Source organism: Streptomyces paromomycinus (assembly GCF_003865155.1).
Taxonomy (GTDB): Bacteria; Actinomycetota; Actinomycetes; order Streptomycetales; family Streptomycetaceae; genus Streptomyces; species Streptomyces chrestomyceticus.
The window spans coordinates 2302051-2317282 of record NZ_BHZD01000001.1 but is presented as its reverse complement, the minus strand read 5'-3'; the positions used below and the strand labels follow the sequence as shown (position 1 = coordinate 2317282).

Here is a 15232-nt window from a genome sequence, read left to right as displayed (position 1 = left end):
GTCAACGTGCCCGTGAAAGTGGTTATTCGAGTTCGAAGACCACGGAACGGGAGAGCGAGTCGATGGCGTGCTTCTTCACACAGCGCCAGCCGCCCTCTTCGAATACGCCGTCCCATTCGTCCATGGTCGGCAGGTACACGCCCATCATGTCGTGCCCGAACTCGAATCCCAGCGTGAAGACGGGCAGTTCCCGGTCCGGAATGCCCACGGTGCGCGTGGCGTCACCGAGCAGGAAACGGCGGACGTTGGGGAAGGCCGCGCGGATGTCCCGCAGCGTCTTGACGGCATTCTCCCGGGGCCAGAAGTCGTGGCCCATCATGAAGCAGGTGAGCAGGTCCACATCGGCGAACCGCTCGCGCGCCTCGACCGCGTCGATGTCGCGGGCGTCCCCGCGGACGAAGGAGATGCGGTCACCGAATCCCTTGGTGGCCACCTCCTTCTCCGCCATGGTGATGGCGTCGGGCGCGATCTCCACGCCCAGGCCACGCACGCCGGGGAACCGCCGGGCTATCTGGATCAGCCGCTCGCCGCTGCCCGAGCCCAGGTCGGCGGCCATGGTGGGCTCGTAACCCAGGCCCTCCACGGCCGACCAGAAGGCCGGGTCGAAGTAGCGCTCGCTGATCTCCCGGCAGGCGAAACTGATGGCCGCCGCGTCCCGCTGGTAGAAGTCGCCGACGCGCTTCTCGTTGCGCAGCACGTCCGGTATCCGCCGGAACAGTTCGCCGCTGCCCTGGTTGAGCCAGTGGAACAGCGAGCGGGTGTGGTTGACCTCGTCGAAATACGGTCCGGTCAGGACGACGGTGCCCTCCCGGCGGACGATGCCGACGCTGGCCAGCGCGGTGAACATGCCGGTCACCGCCGGCTCGTGCAGATCGTTGCGCGCGGCGAACTCGGCCGCGTCCAGCTTGCCGTTCTCACCCAGTTCGTCCAGCGCGCCGAGCTCCCAAGCCGCGCCGATGGCGTGCGAGGCCACGGTCGCGTTGAAGATGTCGGCCACGGCACGCCGTGCCTGCGTGTCGGAAACCTCGGTACTCATTTCACGCCTCCACCCGCGGGGGGTTCATCCGGAATTCGGTCCGATTGACGTACACATTCAGCGGCCTCAGTCTCCAGGGGCCCCCACGGCTGATCCACGACTTTTACCGTGCAGCGAAGCAGGTCGGCCGGACCGCGCGCGGCCAACCCCTTACAGGTAGGCGTTGTAGTGGCGGTACTGCGGCCACAGCCGTGACCAGGGCTTCTTGGGGTCGTGGCAGACGGAGACGCGCACGCCCTGCTCGGGGTTGTCGATGTCCAGGCCGTTGTCGACGCGGTCGGCGAGCCGGCAGCGGGCGAAGTCCGCCGCGAGCCGCCGCTCGTCGACGCCCACCGCGATCACCACCCGGGCCCGCTCGGGCGGCGGGCCCCAGTGGTAGAGCTCGTTGTGGCCGCTGTGCACCTCGGGGAGCCCCTTGCCGTACCGGTCCAGGGCGCCTGCCTCGCCGAAGTTCTCGGTCAGGATCACGGCGCGGTCCCGGTCCCGCGGGGACAGCGCGCGGTAGACCGCCTCGGTCTGCTCGACCATGCGCGGCCAGCCCACCGTCTCCAGCGGCATGCTGGCGACCTGGAAGTCCTTCAGCGCGCTCTTGGGCACGACCGGCAGCGACAGCAGCATCTGGGCGACGGCGCTGACGGCCAGGGAGAGGGCCAGCACCGACAGCCGCAGGGCGCGCCGGCCGGCCCAGCGGTCGGCGGCCACGCACCCGGCTGCCAGCAGCGCGATCAGCAGGCCGCCGGTGTAGTCGGGACGGCCGCCCTCGATCAGGTACGCCGCCGCGGTCGCCGCGAGGTAGCCGACGCCGAGCGCCCGTACGGGTTTCCACTCGGGCACCCGGAACAGCTTGACCAGCCCGATCAGGCACAGCACGAACAGCGCCGGGCCGAACAGCAGGACCAGGTTGGTGGCGAACATGGCGCGGTTGGCCTCGCCGTCCGTGCCGGCCAGCCCCTCGGCCATCTGAAGCTGCGGGAAGTCGTGGGTGATCTGGTAGATCAGGTTGGGCGAGCCGATGACGAGGGCCAGCGCGATGCCCAGGTACAGCCGCCGGTCGCGGAAGACCCACCGCGGGCCCACCAGCGCCATGCCCACCAGGAGCGCCACCGGCAGCAGCAGCACGATGTACTTCGCGTACAGCGCCAGTCCGACGACCGCGCCCGCCCACAGCCACCACCTGCCCTCGCCGCGCAGCATCACCCGCAGCGCGAACAGCAGCACCGCCGCCCACGCCACGGTGTCGAAGCTGGTGGTGAGGATCCAGTGGCCGAAGCTGAGCACCATCGTGGAGGTGCCCACGCCGATCGCGGTGAGCGTCTGGGCCCGGCGCGAACCGCCCAGCTCCGCGGCGATCAGGGCGCCGAGTACCGTGACGGCCGCCGCGCACAGCACCGCCGGCACCCGGACGCCCACCATGGTGTCGCCGAAGAGCTCCTGGGCGACCCGGACCACCATCGGCAGCAGCGGCGGCTGGTCCACGTAGCCCCAGGCCGGCCCCCGCTCACCGAGCAGCCGGAAGTACAACTCGTCGGCGTGGTAGCCGTATTCACCCGCGAACGCGAACAGCAGCGCGGCGAGGCCGGCCACCACCACCGCGACCGGCCGCCACGCCACGGGGGCCGCGCGGTGCGCCCCCGTCGGCCGTCCGGCCCGTGTTCCGCGGTCGACCGACCTCGTCGTCGCCGTCATCGCACCTCTCCTCCGCCTCGGTTGAAGGATCACTCGCCGTGATCCGTTCTTGTCCGTGACGCGGGCGCGTCACGGATGAACGCGCACGCGCGTTCGGTCCGGCGGCCAGGTCAGCCGCTCAAGTAGTGATATGCGGGCCACAGTTCGTCCCAGGGCCGGGCACGACCCCGGCACACCGTGATCTCCGTGCCCTGCTCGGCGTTCTCGATGTCCAGCCCGTTGTCGACCCGCCCGGCGGTCACGCAGCTCCGGAAGTCCGCCTCCAGCCGGGAGCGCGGCACGCCCACCGCGACCACCACGTCGGCGTGCTCCGGCGGCGGACCCCAGGAGTGCAGCTCGTTGTGCCCGCTGTAGACCCGGGGCAGGTCCGCTCCGTAACGGTCCAGCGCGCCGCTCTCGCCGAGGTTGCCGGCCAGCACGGCCGCACGGTCCCGGTCCCGCCGCGACAGGCCGTCGTACACCCGGCTCACCTGGTCCGCGAGCCGGGGCCAGCCGACGCTCTCCAGGGAGATGTTGTTCAGCGTGGACAGCGGCGAGGCGGGCGGCAGCACCGGCAGGGCCATCAGCACCTGTGCCACCGCGCTCAGCGCCAGCCCGGCCGTCAGCAGGACCCGCCGCACCGTGCGGCCGGCCGACCACCGGTCGGCGGCCACCGCTCCCGCGGCCAGCAGCAGGACGAAGAACCCGCCGACGTAGTCCGGCCGCCCGCCCCCGTACAGCGTCAGGCCCACGGCCAGCGGGAACGCCAGGCCCAGCGCCCGCACCGGCCGCCACGCCGGATCCCGCCACAGCTTCACCAGCCCGGCCGGCCACAGCACCGTCAGCACCGGGCCGACCAGCAGCACCAGGCCCGGCAGGAAGACGATCCGGTTCATCGGGCCGTCCGTGGCGGCCAGTGCGTCGGCCATCTGGAGCTGCGGGAAGTCATGGGTGATCTGGTAGACCAGGTTGGGCGAGCCGATGACGAGGGCGAGCGCGGCCCCCGCGTACAGGTACCGGTCCCGGAAGGCCCGGCGCGGCCCGGCCACCGCCAGCCCGATCAGCAACGTCACCGGCAGCAGCGCCACGATGTACTTCGCGTACAGGGCGACGCCCAGCACCGCGCCCACCGCGAGCCACCACTTGCCCTGGCCGCGCAGCAGCGCGCGCAGCACGAACAGCAGCGCGGCGGACCAGGCCACCAGGTCCAGCGTGGTGGTGACCATGATGTGCCCGACGCTGAGCACCAGGAACGAGCTGCCCAGCATGAGGGCCGACAGCACCTGCGCCCGCCGGGTACCGCCCAACTCGGCGGTGATCAGAGCGCCGAGCAGGACGACGGCACCGCCGCACAGCGCCGCCGGCGCCCGGATCGCCCACACCTCGTCGCCCAGGAGCGCGGAGGCGGCGTGCACCACCGCGGGCACCAAGGGCGGCTGGTCGGTGTAGCCCCAGGCCCAGCCGCGTTCGCCGAGCAACCGGAAGTACAACTCGTCCACGTTGTAGCCGTACCGGCCGGACACCGCCAGCAGCAGTACGACCACCACGCCCGCGACTGCGGCGGTCGGCCTCCAGGCCGGACGGACCGCCGTACGCGGGCGCGTCACAAGATCATCCGGAACTGTGCGCACGTCTCCCTGCCTCTTTCCGTCCAGGAGGTCCGAGGTTCCGGGATCTCGGCGCGACGACCGCACCGTCCCCCGTGGTCGTCACGACCCTCGTGATCGTGTCGATCACACCGCGGAGTCTCCGGGACGGCCGTTCCGGGCCGCCACGAGTTTGCCTCGTCAGCTAAACAGCCTGGTCGGTTCGATCTGCCCCGCCACCTTGGGCGTTCGTGCGCTCACGGGCCGCGGCCCGGCCCCGGCGCCGGTAGACCAGCCCGTCCACGAGCAGGAAGCGCAGCACGAACACCACGACCAGACTGAGCGCGGTGGCGGACACCGGAGGCATCCCCGCCTGTTCGACGAAGAGCATCATCAACGGGATGCGCGCCACCAGATCGGCGTTGCTCAGGGCCGCGAACCCCAGAAGCCGGGCGCCCGGCCCGCCCGGCCGTCCGCTGCGGTAGACGACCGCCTCCAGCAGGACGAAGTTCCACAGCACGCCGAGCTGGTTGGCCAGCACCTCGGCCACCGCGTAGTTCAGCGAGGTGCCCGAGGTCAGCGCCCACAGCGCCAGCAGGTTCGGCACGAACCCGGTGACCCCGATCAGCCCGAAGACCACCATCCGGGCCCGCTTGTCGCTCGTCCGCAGCTCCGCCAGGTGCCGCAGGAAGCGCAGCCCCTCCCGGACCGTCGACTTGGACTCCCCGGCGAACCGCTCCCCGAACGCGTACGGCACCTCCACCACCGAGCGCGGCCGGCAGCGCACCGCCAGCTCCAGCAGGATCTTGTACCCGAGGGGCCGCAGACCGCCCCCCGCGTCCGTCTGCGCTTCGGCCGCTTCCGCCGCCCGGTCGACGGCCTCCCGGCGTATCGCGAAGAACCCGCTCATCGGGTCGGACACACCCCGCAGCAGCCGCGGGAACAGCGCCTTGGTCACCTTCGTGGACACCCCGGACACCGCCATCCGGTAGCCCCCGTCCAGCCCGCCCCGGCTGCCGCCGGCCGCGTACCGGCTGGCCACCACCAGCTCCGCGCCGGCGCTCTCGCCTGCGGCGACCAGCTCCGGCACCAGGTGGGGCGGGTGCTGGAGGTCCGCGTCCATGACCACGATCCAGGGCGCGCTGGTCCGCGCGATGCCTGCGACCACCGCACCGCCGAGTCCGCCTTCGGGCACCTCGCGGTGCAGGACGGAGACCGGCATCGCGTACCGCGCCGCCGCCTTCTCGATGACCTCGGGGGTGTTGTCGGTCGAGTCGTCGACGAACAGCACCTCGACGGCCAGCCCCTCGGGCAGGGCCGCGCTCACGGTGTCCAGCAGTTCGTCGATGTTCTCCGCTTCGTTGAACGTCGGCACGATCAGCGACACCGCGAGCGCCGTACCACCGGACGCTCCCGGTGACCCGTCATCGGCGGCCGGCACCGGCTGCCGCCGAGCCGAGGCTGCGGGCCGGGGGATCGAAGACGACGAGCCGGGTGCCACGGTTCCTCCTGAGGGATCAGCCAGTCACACGCCCACCGAGGGTCGGCGGGCCGCCCGCCGAGGGGACACCACCCCTCTCACGGACGCGCGTCCGCAGTCCGGCGCCGCACACCACCGGGCAGGACGAGGCCGGGCCCCTGGCCCGGACAGCACTGACCGGTCCGCCCGCGACGGACTGCCAAGAGATCACCACAGCCCAAGCGGCGCCCGAGCGCTGCCTCTTTGACGGAGAAGTCAATCTGCGGGCGGGGACGGGTGGCCGAGAGGGGCTCTGCGGGAGGGCGGGGAAGGCCCGTCCCGGGGACGCGTGGGGAGGGGGCGGACGGGAACGGGGGCCGCCGGCCGGAGGAGTCGGGGCACGTGAGGAGGGGGGCGGACGGGAACGGGGGCCGCTGCCCCGACGGGCCGGGCTCGCGAGCCGTATGGAACAGCGGGAGCGGTCCCGGCGTCGCGCTTCGGGACCGCTCCGTTCCTTGCGCTCCGGGACCGCTCCGTCCTTGCGCTCCAGAAGCGGCTCGCGACCCGGCGGGGTCTGAAGCCTGCATCCGGTATCCACGGGCATCTCGACCGGGCAGCTGGCAGGTTCGGGCTGGCACCGTCACATGACGCTGTCCATGGTTGCCCACGTCTGCCTGGCCGTTCTGTGGGGCCGCGAGCGGGACACGGAGAAACCAGAAACGGATCCTCCCAGCTCATCCACCCCAGCCTCGCCGAGACCCGGCGTCTGATCAACCGTTTCGCTCACCGGCGACCGGCGACCGGCGACCGGCGGCCGGCTTCGGCTGAGCACAACTTGCACTGGTCACACCGGCGACGACGGCGCCAGCACCAAGCCCGCGTCAGCACCAAGCGCACGTCAGCCACTACGAACAACGCGGGGCACAGCTCCTGAAACCGGCCAGCAGACACGGCAATCACCGTTGTACCAGGCGAGCGTCTGCCGACTCCGCCGTACGCCGCCCTACGCACACGGGGGTGCGCGGCGGCCGTACGGCGCGGCCTCACAGATGTCAGCGAGCTTCGTCCATCAGCAGGGAACGCCCGTGCTCGCCGAGACGGCCAAAATCGTCGGGTTCTGCGCTGCTCCGGGACAGGGCTCAGGCGATGGCGCCGATCGACGTGTAGCCCCAGCCGACCTTGACCGGATCACCGTCGGTGAAGCTGCCGGGGCGGGTCGGGTAGAAGAGCAGGTCGCCGCTGTCTCCGTCTGCAGTGGTCGCCCACAGGTCGGTGACCCCGTCGGCGTCGGCGTCGCCGGGCGCGATGATCATGGGTCGGCTGTTGTTCTGCCAGCTTCGGTTCCCGTACACGCCGGGTGTACCGGTCACCAGGCTCACCGGCAGCGTTCCGCCGGTGTCCTCGTCGGCCTCACCCCGGTAGAGGTACAGCTTGCCGTCTGCGTCGTCGCGTACCAGGAGATCGGCCCGGCCGTCGCCGGTCATGTCGCCGGGGGCGACGAGGGTGCGCCGGGCCCAGCCGCTGTCGGCGAGCGGGTACGCCTCGTCGATGTAGCCGAGGGGGCTGCCGACGAGCAGCCAGACGCTGTCGCCGACACGGGCGAGCAGGTCGGGGTGACCATCGCCGGTGATGTCACCGCCGGAGACGACCTGATCGATCGTCCGCGTCTCCAACGCGTCGTCGAACTGCGTCAGTTCCCAGCGATTCACCGTGTCGACCGCACCGAACCCGGTGTTGGGGTACACCCAGAGCACCGAGGTCACCGGCTACAACCACGCCTACCAGCCCACCGGGACACAGATCGTGATCCCCGACTCCGAGGGCGAACTCGCGGGCACCTACGCCTACGAACACGGCTACACCAAGGAAACCGGCCTGCCGTTCTGGACGAAGGCACCGCCGTCGGCCCGCTCAAGCAGGAACGCGTAGCCATCCGGTACAACAGCGACGACCTGCCGGTCGCTCTGGGCGGGCTGTCGGTCTACGCCTCCAACCTGCAGTACTCGCCTTCAGGTGAACTGCTGCGGAGCGAGGCGGGCGACCTCGGCAAGAAGGTGTACACCACCTCGTTCTACGACGAGCACACCCGCCGGCTGACCCGTACCGTCCACGACCGCGACGCCAAGGAGCAGACCGGCCACCGTATCGACGACACCGCCTACACCTACGACCCGACCGGCAACATCACCAGGATCGCCCGCACTCCGGGCGCCTCGATGCCCGACGCGGGACAGCCCGACACCCAGTGCTTCACCCACGACGCCCTGCGCCGGATGACCGGCGCCTGGACAGCGACTGACGGCTGCGCCGCGGCGCCGTCCAAGGCGACCGTCGGCGGCCCGCAGCCGTACTGGCACAGCTACCAGTACGACGCGGTGGGCAACCGCACCCAGCTCGTCGAGCACGACACCGGTGGCGACCCCGCCAAGGACGTCACGCGCAGCTACAGCTACCCGGGCCAGGGCAAGGACCAGCCCCGGACGCTGACCAAGGCCGAGACCAAGGGCCCCCAGGGCACCTCGGCCAGCACCTACGCCTACGACGCGGCCGGCAACATGACGCTGCGGCAGGTCGGCGGAAACATCCAGAAGCTGTCCTACGACACCGAGGGCAACCTCGCCAAGATCACCGAAGGGGACAAGTCCACCGAAAACCTCTACGACGCCGACGGCGAACGCCTCATCCACCGCGCCGCCGACGGCAGCACCACGCTCTACCTCGGCGACACCGAGCTGACCGCGGGCAAGGACGGCAAGCTCGCCACCACCCGCTACTACCAGCACCCCGACGGCGCCGTGACCGTGCGCACCGCCGAGGAGGGAGACGGAACCAACGGCAAGGGCACCCTCGACCTCCAGCTGACCGACCACCACGACAGCGGCACCACGCAGATCGGTGTCGGCAAGGAGGGCCTGCCGGTAGAGCGACGCCTGCTCACCCCCTTCGGCACTGACCGCGGCACCAAGCCAGGTGTCTGGGCGGGCAACCGGGGCTTCGTCGCCGGACGTGAGGACGGGAACACCGGGCTGACCCAGCTCGGCGCCCGCGAGTACGACCCGGCCACCGGACGCTTCCTCTCCGTGGACCCCGTCATCGACTTCGGCACCCCGCAGACGATGAACGCGTACGCCTACGCCAACAACGCGCCGGTCACCGAAGCCGACCCGGACGGGCTCTTCTGGGGCGTGCTCATCCGCGGCGCCGGCAAGGTCATCCCCAAGTTGTTCAAGGGCGGCAAGAAGGGCGCCGGCAAGGGCAGCAAGGGCAAGGCGGCCAAGCCGAACAAGGGGCCGTCCGCCGCTCAGAAGAGGGCCCGCGAGCTCCTGCGGCGGGAGGCCGACGCGCAACGTCGCATGGAAAGGGAGATGCGTCAGGCGCGGGACCGGGCCATGCGCGAGGCCGGCGCACGCGCCAAGCGCAACAAGGCCAACGCGCTGCGGCAGCGCGCGAAGGCCAAGCAGCGCACGGCCAACCGGGCAGCTCCCAAGCGCGCGGCGAAGTACCGGCACGTCGCCAAGCAGCGCCCCAAGCCGCGCGCGAAACCCACCTATCGCCCCAGGCCCAAGCCGGCTCCGAAGAAGGCCAGGCCGCAAGGCTCACGGCAGATCAAGCAGCAGGTCAAGCACGAGGTCAGGAACCAGGCCAAGGAACAGGTCAGGGAAGCCGTGCAGCCGCAGGGCTGCCCGACCCCCAACAGCTTCGTGCCCGGCACCACCGTCCTGATGGCCGACGGCACCCGCAAGCCGATCGAAGAGATCCGGACCGGTGACAAGGTCCTGGCCACCGACCCGGAGACAGGCAGCACCAAGGCCGAGGCCGTGGTCGCAACGATCATCGGCGACGGCAGCAAGGACCTCGTCAAGATCACCGTCCGGGCCGACGACGGCAAGGGCGGGGCACAGGCCGGAGACGGCGCCCTGATCGCCACCGCCGGCCACCCCTTCTGGGTCCCCGACCTCAAGAAATGGGTGGACGCGGGCGACCTGAAGCCCGGCATGTGGCTCCGGACCAGCTCCGGCACCTGGGTCCGGATCGATGCGGTCCAGGCGTGGACGCAGAACGCGACCGTCCACAACCTGACGGTCGAGAGCACGCATACCTTCTATGCGGGCACGGGGGCCGGACAAGCCCTCCTGACGCACAACTGCAATATTGACCTGAACTACAAGGAGGGGTGGACAAGCGCCCAGAAGGCAGCAGCTGATCACAAGGTCGCAGCTCTCAACAACGCGGACCTGGTGGTCACGCCGGTGAAGCGCAAGGGAACCCAGCGGAAGGTGTTCGTCAGGGGCGGTGGCAAAATCCACAAGGACGAGGATGCCGACCATCTGATTGATCTGCAGCTGGGCGGCAGGGACGAATTCTCCAATCTCTGGGCCCTCGACAAATCGGTCAACAGGAGTCTGGGGTCCCAGATCATGGCCCGCATCAGGCAGCACGGGCTGAAGCCTGGCGACAAGATCAAATCAGTGACCATCAAGTAGGAGGAGCAGACTCATGTCTCTCGCATCTCTCACCGCGGCATTTCCCATCACCGAGACCGTCACCTCCGATTCCGCGGACCGGAACGCCCCGGAACCGCTGGCGGACCTTTTCCGGCGGTTGGCCGGGACCACACTCGCGCATGGCTTCCTGCGATTTCACACCCCGGAGTCGGCGGCCGAGTCGGCGGCCTCCTGTGCACGCCTGATCGACGGCTTCGAGGGCAGTTTCCATCCCTTCGCCTTCGACTGGCTCGGCCGGGAAGTGGCACTGGACGTCCGGGCCGGCGAGACCCGGCGTCTGGTCATCGTCGTCGACCCCGGTGGCGGGGAATACCTGGGCACCGAGTGCGACCTCGACGAGTGGCACGAGGTCGTGGCGGGGGAAGACGATGCCCTGGCGTTCTCCTTCTACGAGGAGTGGCGTGCGGCCGACCCGTCCGCCGGGGCGTTGCGCCGCGACCAGGCAGTGGGGTACAAGGTTCCGCTGTTCCTCGGGGGCGAGGACGAGGTGGAAAATCTGCACCTCGTGGACCGCGAGGTCTACTTCGAGTTGTGCACGCAGGCGGCACTTCAGGTGCGCGACCTGCCGCCGGGCACTCCCATCAGTGAGGTCACCAGCGCCTTCGGTCAGTAGCCGGGACGCCGGTGCGGAGGTACTGAGACGGGCACCTCAGCGCTGGTACGGCCGTCGGCCGGTGTGGCGGAACGCGTGTCCGCCACACCGGCCGTCCGTCGTTGTCCCAGCTTTTCCCCTGCCGCGATCCACCATCTGCAGAGAAGAATATGAAACGCAAAAACGGCATCGCCCTGCTTGCGCTTGCCGCCGGGACGGCGCATGTATGGCTCACCGGTTGCGCCGGCGACAACACGAGTGCATTCGAGGAGCTGGACGCCAGCACATTCGAGGTCGTGTACGAGGTGACCGGAAGTGACGTGCGAACCGTCACCTATGAGGGCGGCGCCAAGAGGGGCACATCCTCGGCGTCGATCGACGACCCGGAGGTGCCATGGAAGAAGGAGGTTGCCCTGACCGGAATAGCGACCTCGCCGAATGTCAGTCTGATGCTGGGCGAAAAGGGCGGCCAGGCGGACTGTGTGATCTACATCAATGGCAAGGAGGTGAAGCGGGCCACGGCCAGGGGAGCCTTCGGTACGGCCAGTTGTGTGGCGGCCTCTCCGGGGGCGACGCGGTCGTGAGTGCGGAGGAAGCCTGCGGCATGCCGTATGCGCGAAGTGCGCGCAGCCGCGGGCGGATGTGCAGTCAAGCGACGGTGCTGAGGTCCGTCCGCAGGAACTTCCGGATGCCGCGTACGGCCGTGCGTACGACGGGGCCGGCGGAGGGGCCGTAGCCGACAAGATGGGCACGGGGGTCCCGGACGGCGCGGGTTCTGTCCAGGCGAATGCCGACGCCGGGTTCGCGAAGGCCGAGAGGAGTCAAGTGGTCGATGGCGGCGCGGAACCCGGTGGCGTACAGGACGGTGTCCGCCTCAACAGTGCAGCCGCCGGAACAGACCTTCTTCTGAAACAGGGGCTGGCGCAGGTCTGTGCGCCCAAGGGTCGCAAGGCCCGCGATGTACCCCTGCCCACAAGCGTGGCCAAGTCCCTGCGGCAGCACATGGGACTCTTTGCACCGGTGCCGGTCACGATGCCGTGGGACGACCCGAGCCCTCCGCAGACCTCGGTAGAGGCCAAGCACCATTGGCCAAGGGCGTACGACCTCCGGAGACCGGTCGCGAGCGCAAAACGGTCGACCGGAACCACTTCAACTCCTACGTGTGGAAACCCGCCCTGGCCGAGGCCGGCTGTGCCCTGCGCCACTTCTACGCCTGCGAGGAGTTGGAGGCGGGCGAGTCTGTCGTCTCCCTGGCCCGGTGGCTCGGCCACTCGGACCCTGGTTCCACGCTCCGGAAGTACGCGCACTTTCTGCCCCGCGCGGGCGCACGACGCAAAGCCGCCATCGACGCGGTCTTCGCGTAGCTGTAGCCCGGGCGGCCGGGAAAAGCCCGATCCCGGCCCAAAGTCCCAGAGGAGTCCCAGATGAGTCCCAGAGGTGCCGCCGCACTCCTTCCAGACTCGCTTTCGTGCAGGTCAGGAAGGGGGCGGCGGCATCGCGACATCAGATGTCCCGGAAGATCTCGATCTGCGCCCCGATCGAGTTCAACCGCTCCGCCAGGTCCTCGTAACCCCGGTTGATGACATAGACGTTGCGCAGGACGGATGTGCCTTCCGCCGCCATCATCGCCAGCAGGATGACGACCGCGGGGCGCAGCGCCGGCGGGCACATCATTTCGGCGGAGCGCCAGCGGGTGGGGCCGTCGACGAGGACGCGGTGCGGGTCGAGGAGTTTGACCTGGGCGCCGAGGCGGTTGAGGTCGGTGAGGTAGATGGCGCGGTTGTCGTAGACCCAGTCGTGGATCAGGGTCTGGCCCTGGGCGCTGGCCGCGATGGCCGCGAAGAACGGGACGTTGTCGATGTTCAGGCCGGGGAACGGCATGGGGTGGATCTTGTCCAGGGGGGCCTGGAGCTTGGAGGGGCGGACCGTCAGGTCGATGAGGCGGGTGCGGCCGTTGTCGGCGGCGTACTCCGCGCTGCGCTCGTGGTTGAGACCCATCTCCTCCAGGACGGCGAGTTCGATCTCCAGGAACTCGACCGGGACGCGGCGGATGGTCAGTTCGGACTCGGTGACGACGGCGGCCGCCAGCAGGCTCATCGCCTCGACGGGGTCCTCGGACGGCGCGTAGTCCACGTCGCGGTCGATGCGTGCGACGCCGTGCACGGTCAGTGTGGTGGTGCCGACGCCCTCGACCCGTACGCCCAGCTCCTCCAGGAAGAAGCACAGGTCCTGGACCATGTAGTTGGAGGAGGCGTTGCGGATGACGGTGACGCCGTCGTGGCGGGCCGCGGCCAGCAGCGCGTTCTCGGTGACGGTGTCCCCGCGCTCGGTCAGCACGATCGCGCGCTTGGGGGAGATGGAGCGGTCCACGTCGGCGTGGTAGGTGCCCTCGGTGGCGGTGATCTCCAGGCCGAAGTGGCGCAGTGCCGTCATGTGCGGGGTGATCGTCCGGGTGCCGAGGTCGCAGCCGCCCGCGTACGGGATCTTGAAGTTGTCCATGCGGTGCAGCAGCGGACCGAGGAACATGATGACGCTACGGGTGCGGCGCGCCGCCTCCGTGTCCATGGCGTCCAGGTCGAGTTCGGCCGGCGGCACGATCTCCAGGTCGTTGCCGTCGTTGATCCAGCGGGTGCGGACGCCGATGCTGCCCAGCACCTCCAGGATCCGGTAGACCTCCTCGATGCGGGCCACCCTGCGCAGGGTGGTGCGGCCCGCGTTGAGGAGCGTGGCGCACAGCAGCGCCACGCACGCGTTCTTGCTCGTCTTGACGTCGATGCTCCCGGACAGGCGCCGGCCACCGACGACGCGAAGGTGCATGGGTCCCGCGTACCCGAGCGAGACGATTTCACTGTCCAGGGCCTCGCCGATCCTCGCGATCATCTCAAGGCTGATGTTCTGGTTACCGCGTTCGATGCGGTTGACCGCGCTCTGGCTCGTGCCGAGCGCCTCCGCGAGCTGCGTCTGCGTCCAGCCCCGATGCTGCCGCGCGTCGCGGATGAGCCTGCCGATACGTACGAGGTAGTCGTCTGCCATGAGCAAGACGGTATCTCAGATATGAGATCGGCGAGTAGTCGGGTGCGGGGGTGGGGTGTGTTTTGCCCGTCCAGTCCGGTTCGGTTCGCGGTTCGGTGCAGTGCGGTCCGGCTCGCGGTTCGGTGCGGTCCGATCCGGTCCGCGGTTCGGGCCGGCGGGGTGGGTCGGTGGTGGTGTTCGGTTGTCTCCGGTTGTTCCCAGGTGTGGTGCGGTTGTTCTATGGTTGTTCTATTGCTATGCGAACAAGTTACTACGGGGGTGCTCATGAATGCCGTACCTGCCGGACCCGCCGTCGGGCCGCCCGACGCCCGTCGCCCCTGGCGGGCGCTGATCGCCGTACTGCCGTTCCTCCTCGCCTTCGCGGCCGTCGCCACGGTCTTCTGGACCTTGCGCGACCGGATGCCCGATCCGCTGGCCGTGCACTTCACCGCCGACGGCACCGGTGACGGTGTCGCCGCCGCCTCCGATTTCCTCATGACGTGGGCGGTGGTGCCACTCGTCTTCGGTGCCGTCATCGGCGTACTGGTGCTCCGCAACGAAGCGGCGGGCGCTCTGCGCTGGGCGATCGGGTCCGGCTACGGACTGGCCGGCCTGTTCGGCTGTCTGGGTGTGTCGAACCTGCTGGTGAACGCGGACGCCGACGACGCCTCGGCGGTCCGGTTCCCGATGACGTACCTGGTCATGGCCCTGGGGGTGGCAGTGCTCAGCGGGGCGGTGGGATGGCTGTGCGCCGGGCCTGACCGGGTGCGGGCGGACAAGGTGGCCGGGCCGTCGCGGAGCACACCGGCCCTCGCGCTCGGGCACGGCGAGCGGGCGAGCTGGTCGCGGACCGTCGGCTCGCCCGCTCTGCTCGTCCTCGGCCCCGGGCTCCTGGTCGCGGGTGTGTTCATCGGCGTCTCGGGGAGCTGGGCAGGGGCGGCCGTCTTCGCCGTCGTGTGTCTGCTCTGTGTCGCGTTCGCGGGGGTACGGGTCACCGTCGATCACCACGGTCTGACCGTCGCCTCGCCCGTGGTGGCGCGTCCCCGCCTGCGCATCCCCCTCGCCCGGGTGGCCGAAGCGGGAGTCCAGCGGGTCAGCCCGCTGGTCGACTTCGGCGGTTGGGGCTACCGGATACGGTCCGGGCGCAGCGGCATCGTGCTGCGCACCGGCGAGGCGCTGGCGCTGCGGCTGACGAACGGCCGGGTGTTCGTGGTGACGGTCGACGACGCGGCCACCGCGGCGGCGCTCCTGAACGCGCTCGCGGCCAGGACCCGCACGGCCGGCCCGGACTCCGGCTCCGGCCCGGACTCCGGCTTCGGCTTCGGCCCGGACTCCGGCCCCGGCCCCGGCTCCTCCGCCCCCGGCCAAGGAGGCTGA

General features: G+C 70.1%; 12 protein-coding genes and 2 pseudogenes. 7 read left to right on the top strand and 7 right to left on the bottom strand.

Translation table 11 applies throughout. From position 1 onward, the window contains the following. Nucleotides 1-22 precede the first annotated feature (22 nt). The 4 genes from mppJ to OEIGOIKO_RS09320 all read right to left on the bottom strand — a co-directional run bounded on the left by mppJ (nt 23) and on the right by OEIGOIKO_RS09320 (nt 5674). Nucleotides 23-1036 carry a phenylpyruvate C(3)-methyltransferase gene (mppJ, locus tag OEIGOIKO_RS09335; protein ID WP_125053632.1) on the bottom strand — a complete coding sequence of 338 codons (1014 nt, stop codon included), beginning with the start codon at nt 1034-1036 and terminating at the stop codon, nt 23-25. Nucleotides 1037-1186: 150 nt separating this feature from the next. Then, nucleotides 1187-2722 (bottom strand): glycosyltransferase family 39 protein, encoded by a 1536-nt coding sequence (locus OEIGOIKO_RS09330; RefSeq protein ID WP_125053630.1) that lies wholly within the window; start codon nt 2720-2722, stop codon nt 1187-1189. Between the two features lie 110 nt (nt 2723-2832). Beyond that, on the bottom strand, nt 2833-4248 hold the full coding sequence (locus OEIGOIKO_RS09325; RefSeq protein ID WP_246177282.1) for a glycosyltransferase family 39 protein: 1416 nt from the start codon (nt 4246-4248) through the stop codon (nt 2833-2835). Between the two features lie 244 nt (nt 4249-4492). Next, the gene (locus tag OEIGOIKO_RS09320) at nt 4493-5674 is read right to left on the bottom strand and encodes a glycosyltransferase (protein ID WP_307721223.1); all 1182 of its coding nucleotides are present in this window, start codon (nt 5672-5674) and stop codon (nt 4493-4495) included. A gap of 701 nt (nt 5675-6375) precedes the next feature. Here OEIGOIKO_RS09320 and OEIGOIKO_RS09315 point away from each other — a divergent pair. Then, nucleotides 6376-6516: pseudogene (locus OEIGOIKO_RS09315) on the top strand (IS701 family transposase); the annotation flags it as partial. Between the two features lie 369 nt (nt 6517-6885). On the opposite strand, the gene OEIGOIKO_RS09305 reads toward OEIGOIKO_RS09315, so the two are convergent. Beyond that, nucleotides 6886-7455: an FG-GAP repeat domain-containing protein gene (locus tag OEIGOIKO_RS09305; protein WP_170251666.1), complete on the bottom strand. Its 570-nt coding sequence runs from the start codon at nt 7453-7455 to the stop codon at nt 6886-6888. Between the two features lies 1 nt (nt 7456). Here OEIGOIKO_RS09305 and OEIGOIKO_RS09300 point away from each other — a divergent pair, with 1 nt between their 5' ends. From OEIGOIKO_RS09300 to OEIGOIKO_RS09285, 4 genes are all read left to right on the top strand, one after another. Beyond that, nucleotides 7457-7675 carry a hypothetical protein gene (locus OEIGOIKO_RS09300; protein ID WP_170251665.1) on the top strand — a complete coding sequence of 73 codons (219 nt, stop codon included), beginning with the start codon at nt 7457-7459 and terminating at the stop codon, nt 7673-7675. Nucleotides 7676-7800: 125 nt separating this feature from the next. Further along, nucleotides 7801-10230, top strand: coding sequence for a polymorphic toxin-type HINT domain-containing protein (locus tag OEIGOIKO_RS42300; protein WP_125053622.1), 2430 nt, complete (start codon nt 7801-7803; stop codon nt 10228-10230). A 13-nt stretch (nt 10231-10243) separates the two neighbouring features. Beyond that, nucleotides 10244-10864 carry a T6SS immunity protein Tdi1 domain-containing protein gene (locus tag OEIGOIKO_RS09290; protein ID WP_125053620.1) on the top strand — a complete coding sequence of 207 codons (621 nt, stop codon included), beginning with the start codon at nt 10244-10246 and terminating at the stop codon, nt 10862-10864. Between the two features lie 149 nt (nt 10865-11013). Continuing rightward, nucleotides 11014-11427, top strand: coding sequence for a hypothetical protein (locus OEIGOIKO_RS09285; RefSeq protein ID WP_125053618.1), 414 nt, complete (start codon nt 11014-11016; stop codon nt 11425-11427). 64 nt (nt 11428-11491) lie between these two features. Here the strand turns inward: OEIGOIKO_RS09285 and OEIGOIKO_RS42595 are convergent. Continuing rightward, nucleotides 11492-11767, bottom strand: a pseudogene (locus OEIGOIKO_RS42595) (pyridine nucleotide-disulfide oxidoreductase); the annotation flags it as partial. A 236-nt stretch (nt 11768-12003) separates the two neighbouring features. On the opposite strand from OEIGOIKO_RS42595, the gene OEIGOIKO_RS42590 reads away from it, so the two are divergent. Continuing rightward, the gene (locus OEIGOIKO_RS42590) at nt 12004-12207 is read left to right on the top strand and encodes a site-specific integrase (RefSeq protein ID WP_246177281.1); all 204 of its coding nucleotides are present in this window, start codon (nt 12004-12006) and stop codon (nt 12205-12207) included. Nucleotides 12208-12346: 139 nt separating this feature from the next. On the opposite strand, the gene OEIGOIKO_RS09270 is transcribed toward OEIGOIKO_RS42590, so the two are convergent. Then, nucleotides 12347-13876 (bottom strand): helix-turn-helix domain-containing protein, encoded by a 1530-nt coding sequence (locus OEIGOIKO_RS09270; RefSeq protein WP_125053616.1) that lies wholly within the window; start codon nt 13874-13876, stop codon nt 12347-12349. Nucleotides 13877-14140: 264 nt separating this feature from the next. Here OEIGOIKO_RS09270 and OEIGOIKO_RS09265 point away from each other — a divergent pair, with 264 nt between their 5' ends. Continuing rightward, the gene (locus OEIGOIKO_RS09265; RefSeq protein ID WP_125053614.1) at nt 14141-15232 is read left to right on the top strand and encodes a DUF1648 domain-containing protein; all 1092 of its coding nucleotides are present in this window, start codon (nt 14141-14143) and stop codon (nt 15230-15232) included.

Bases quoted from the DNA above. Each gene is read 5' to 3' on its own strand.
- OEIGOIKO_RS09265 (WP_125053614.1), top strand. From the start codon at position 14,141: ATGAATGCCGTACCTGCCGGACCCGCCGTCGGGCCGCCCGACGCCCGT.
- OEIGOIKO_RS09285 (WP_125053618.1), top strand. From the start codon at position 11,014: ATGAAACGCAAAAACGGCATCGCCCTGCTTGCGCTTGCCGCCGGGACG.
- OEIGOIKO_RS09330 (WP_125053630.1), bottom strand. From the start codon at position 2,722: ATGACGGCGACGACGAGGTCGGTCGACCGCGGAACACGGGCCGGACGG.
- OEIGOIKO_RS09290 (WP_125053620.1), top strand. From the start codon at position 10,244: ATGTCTCTCGCATCTCTCACCGCGGCATTTCCCATCACCGAGACCGTC.
- mppJ (WP_125053632.1), bottom strand. From the start codon at position 1,036: ATGAGTACCGAGGTTTCCGACACGCAGGCACGGCGTGCCGTGGCCGAC.
- OEIGOIKO_RS09270 (WP_125053616.1), bottom strand. From the start codon at position 13,876: ATGGCAGACGACTACCTCGTACGTATCGGCAGGCTCATCCGCGACGCG.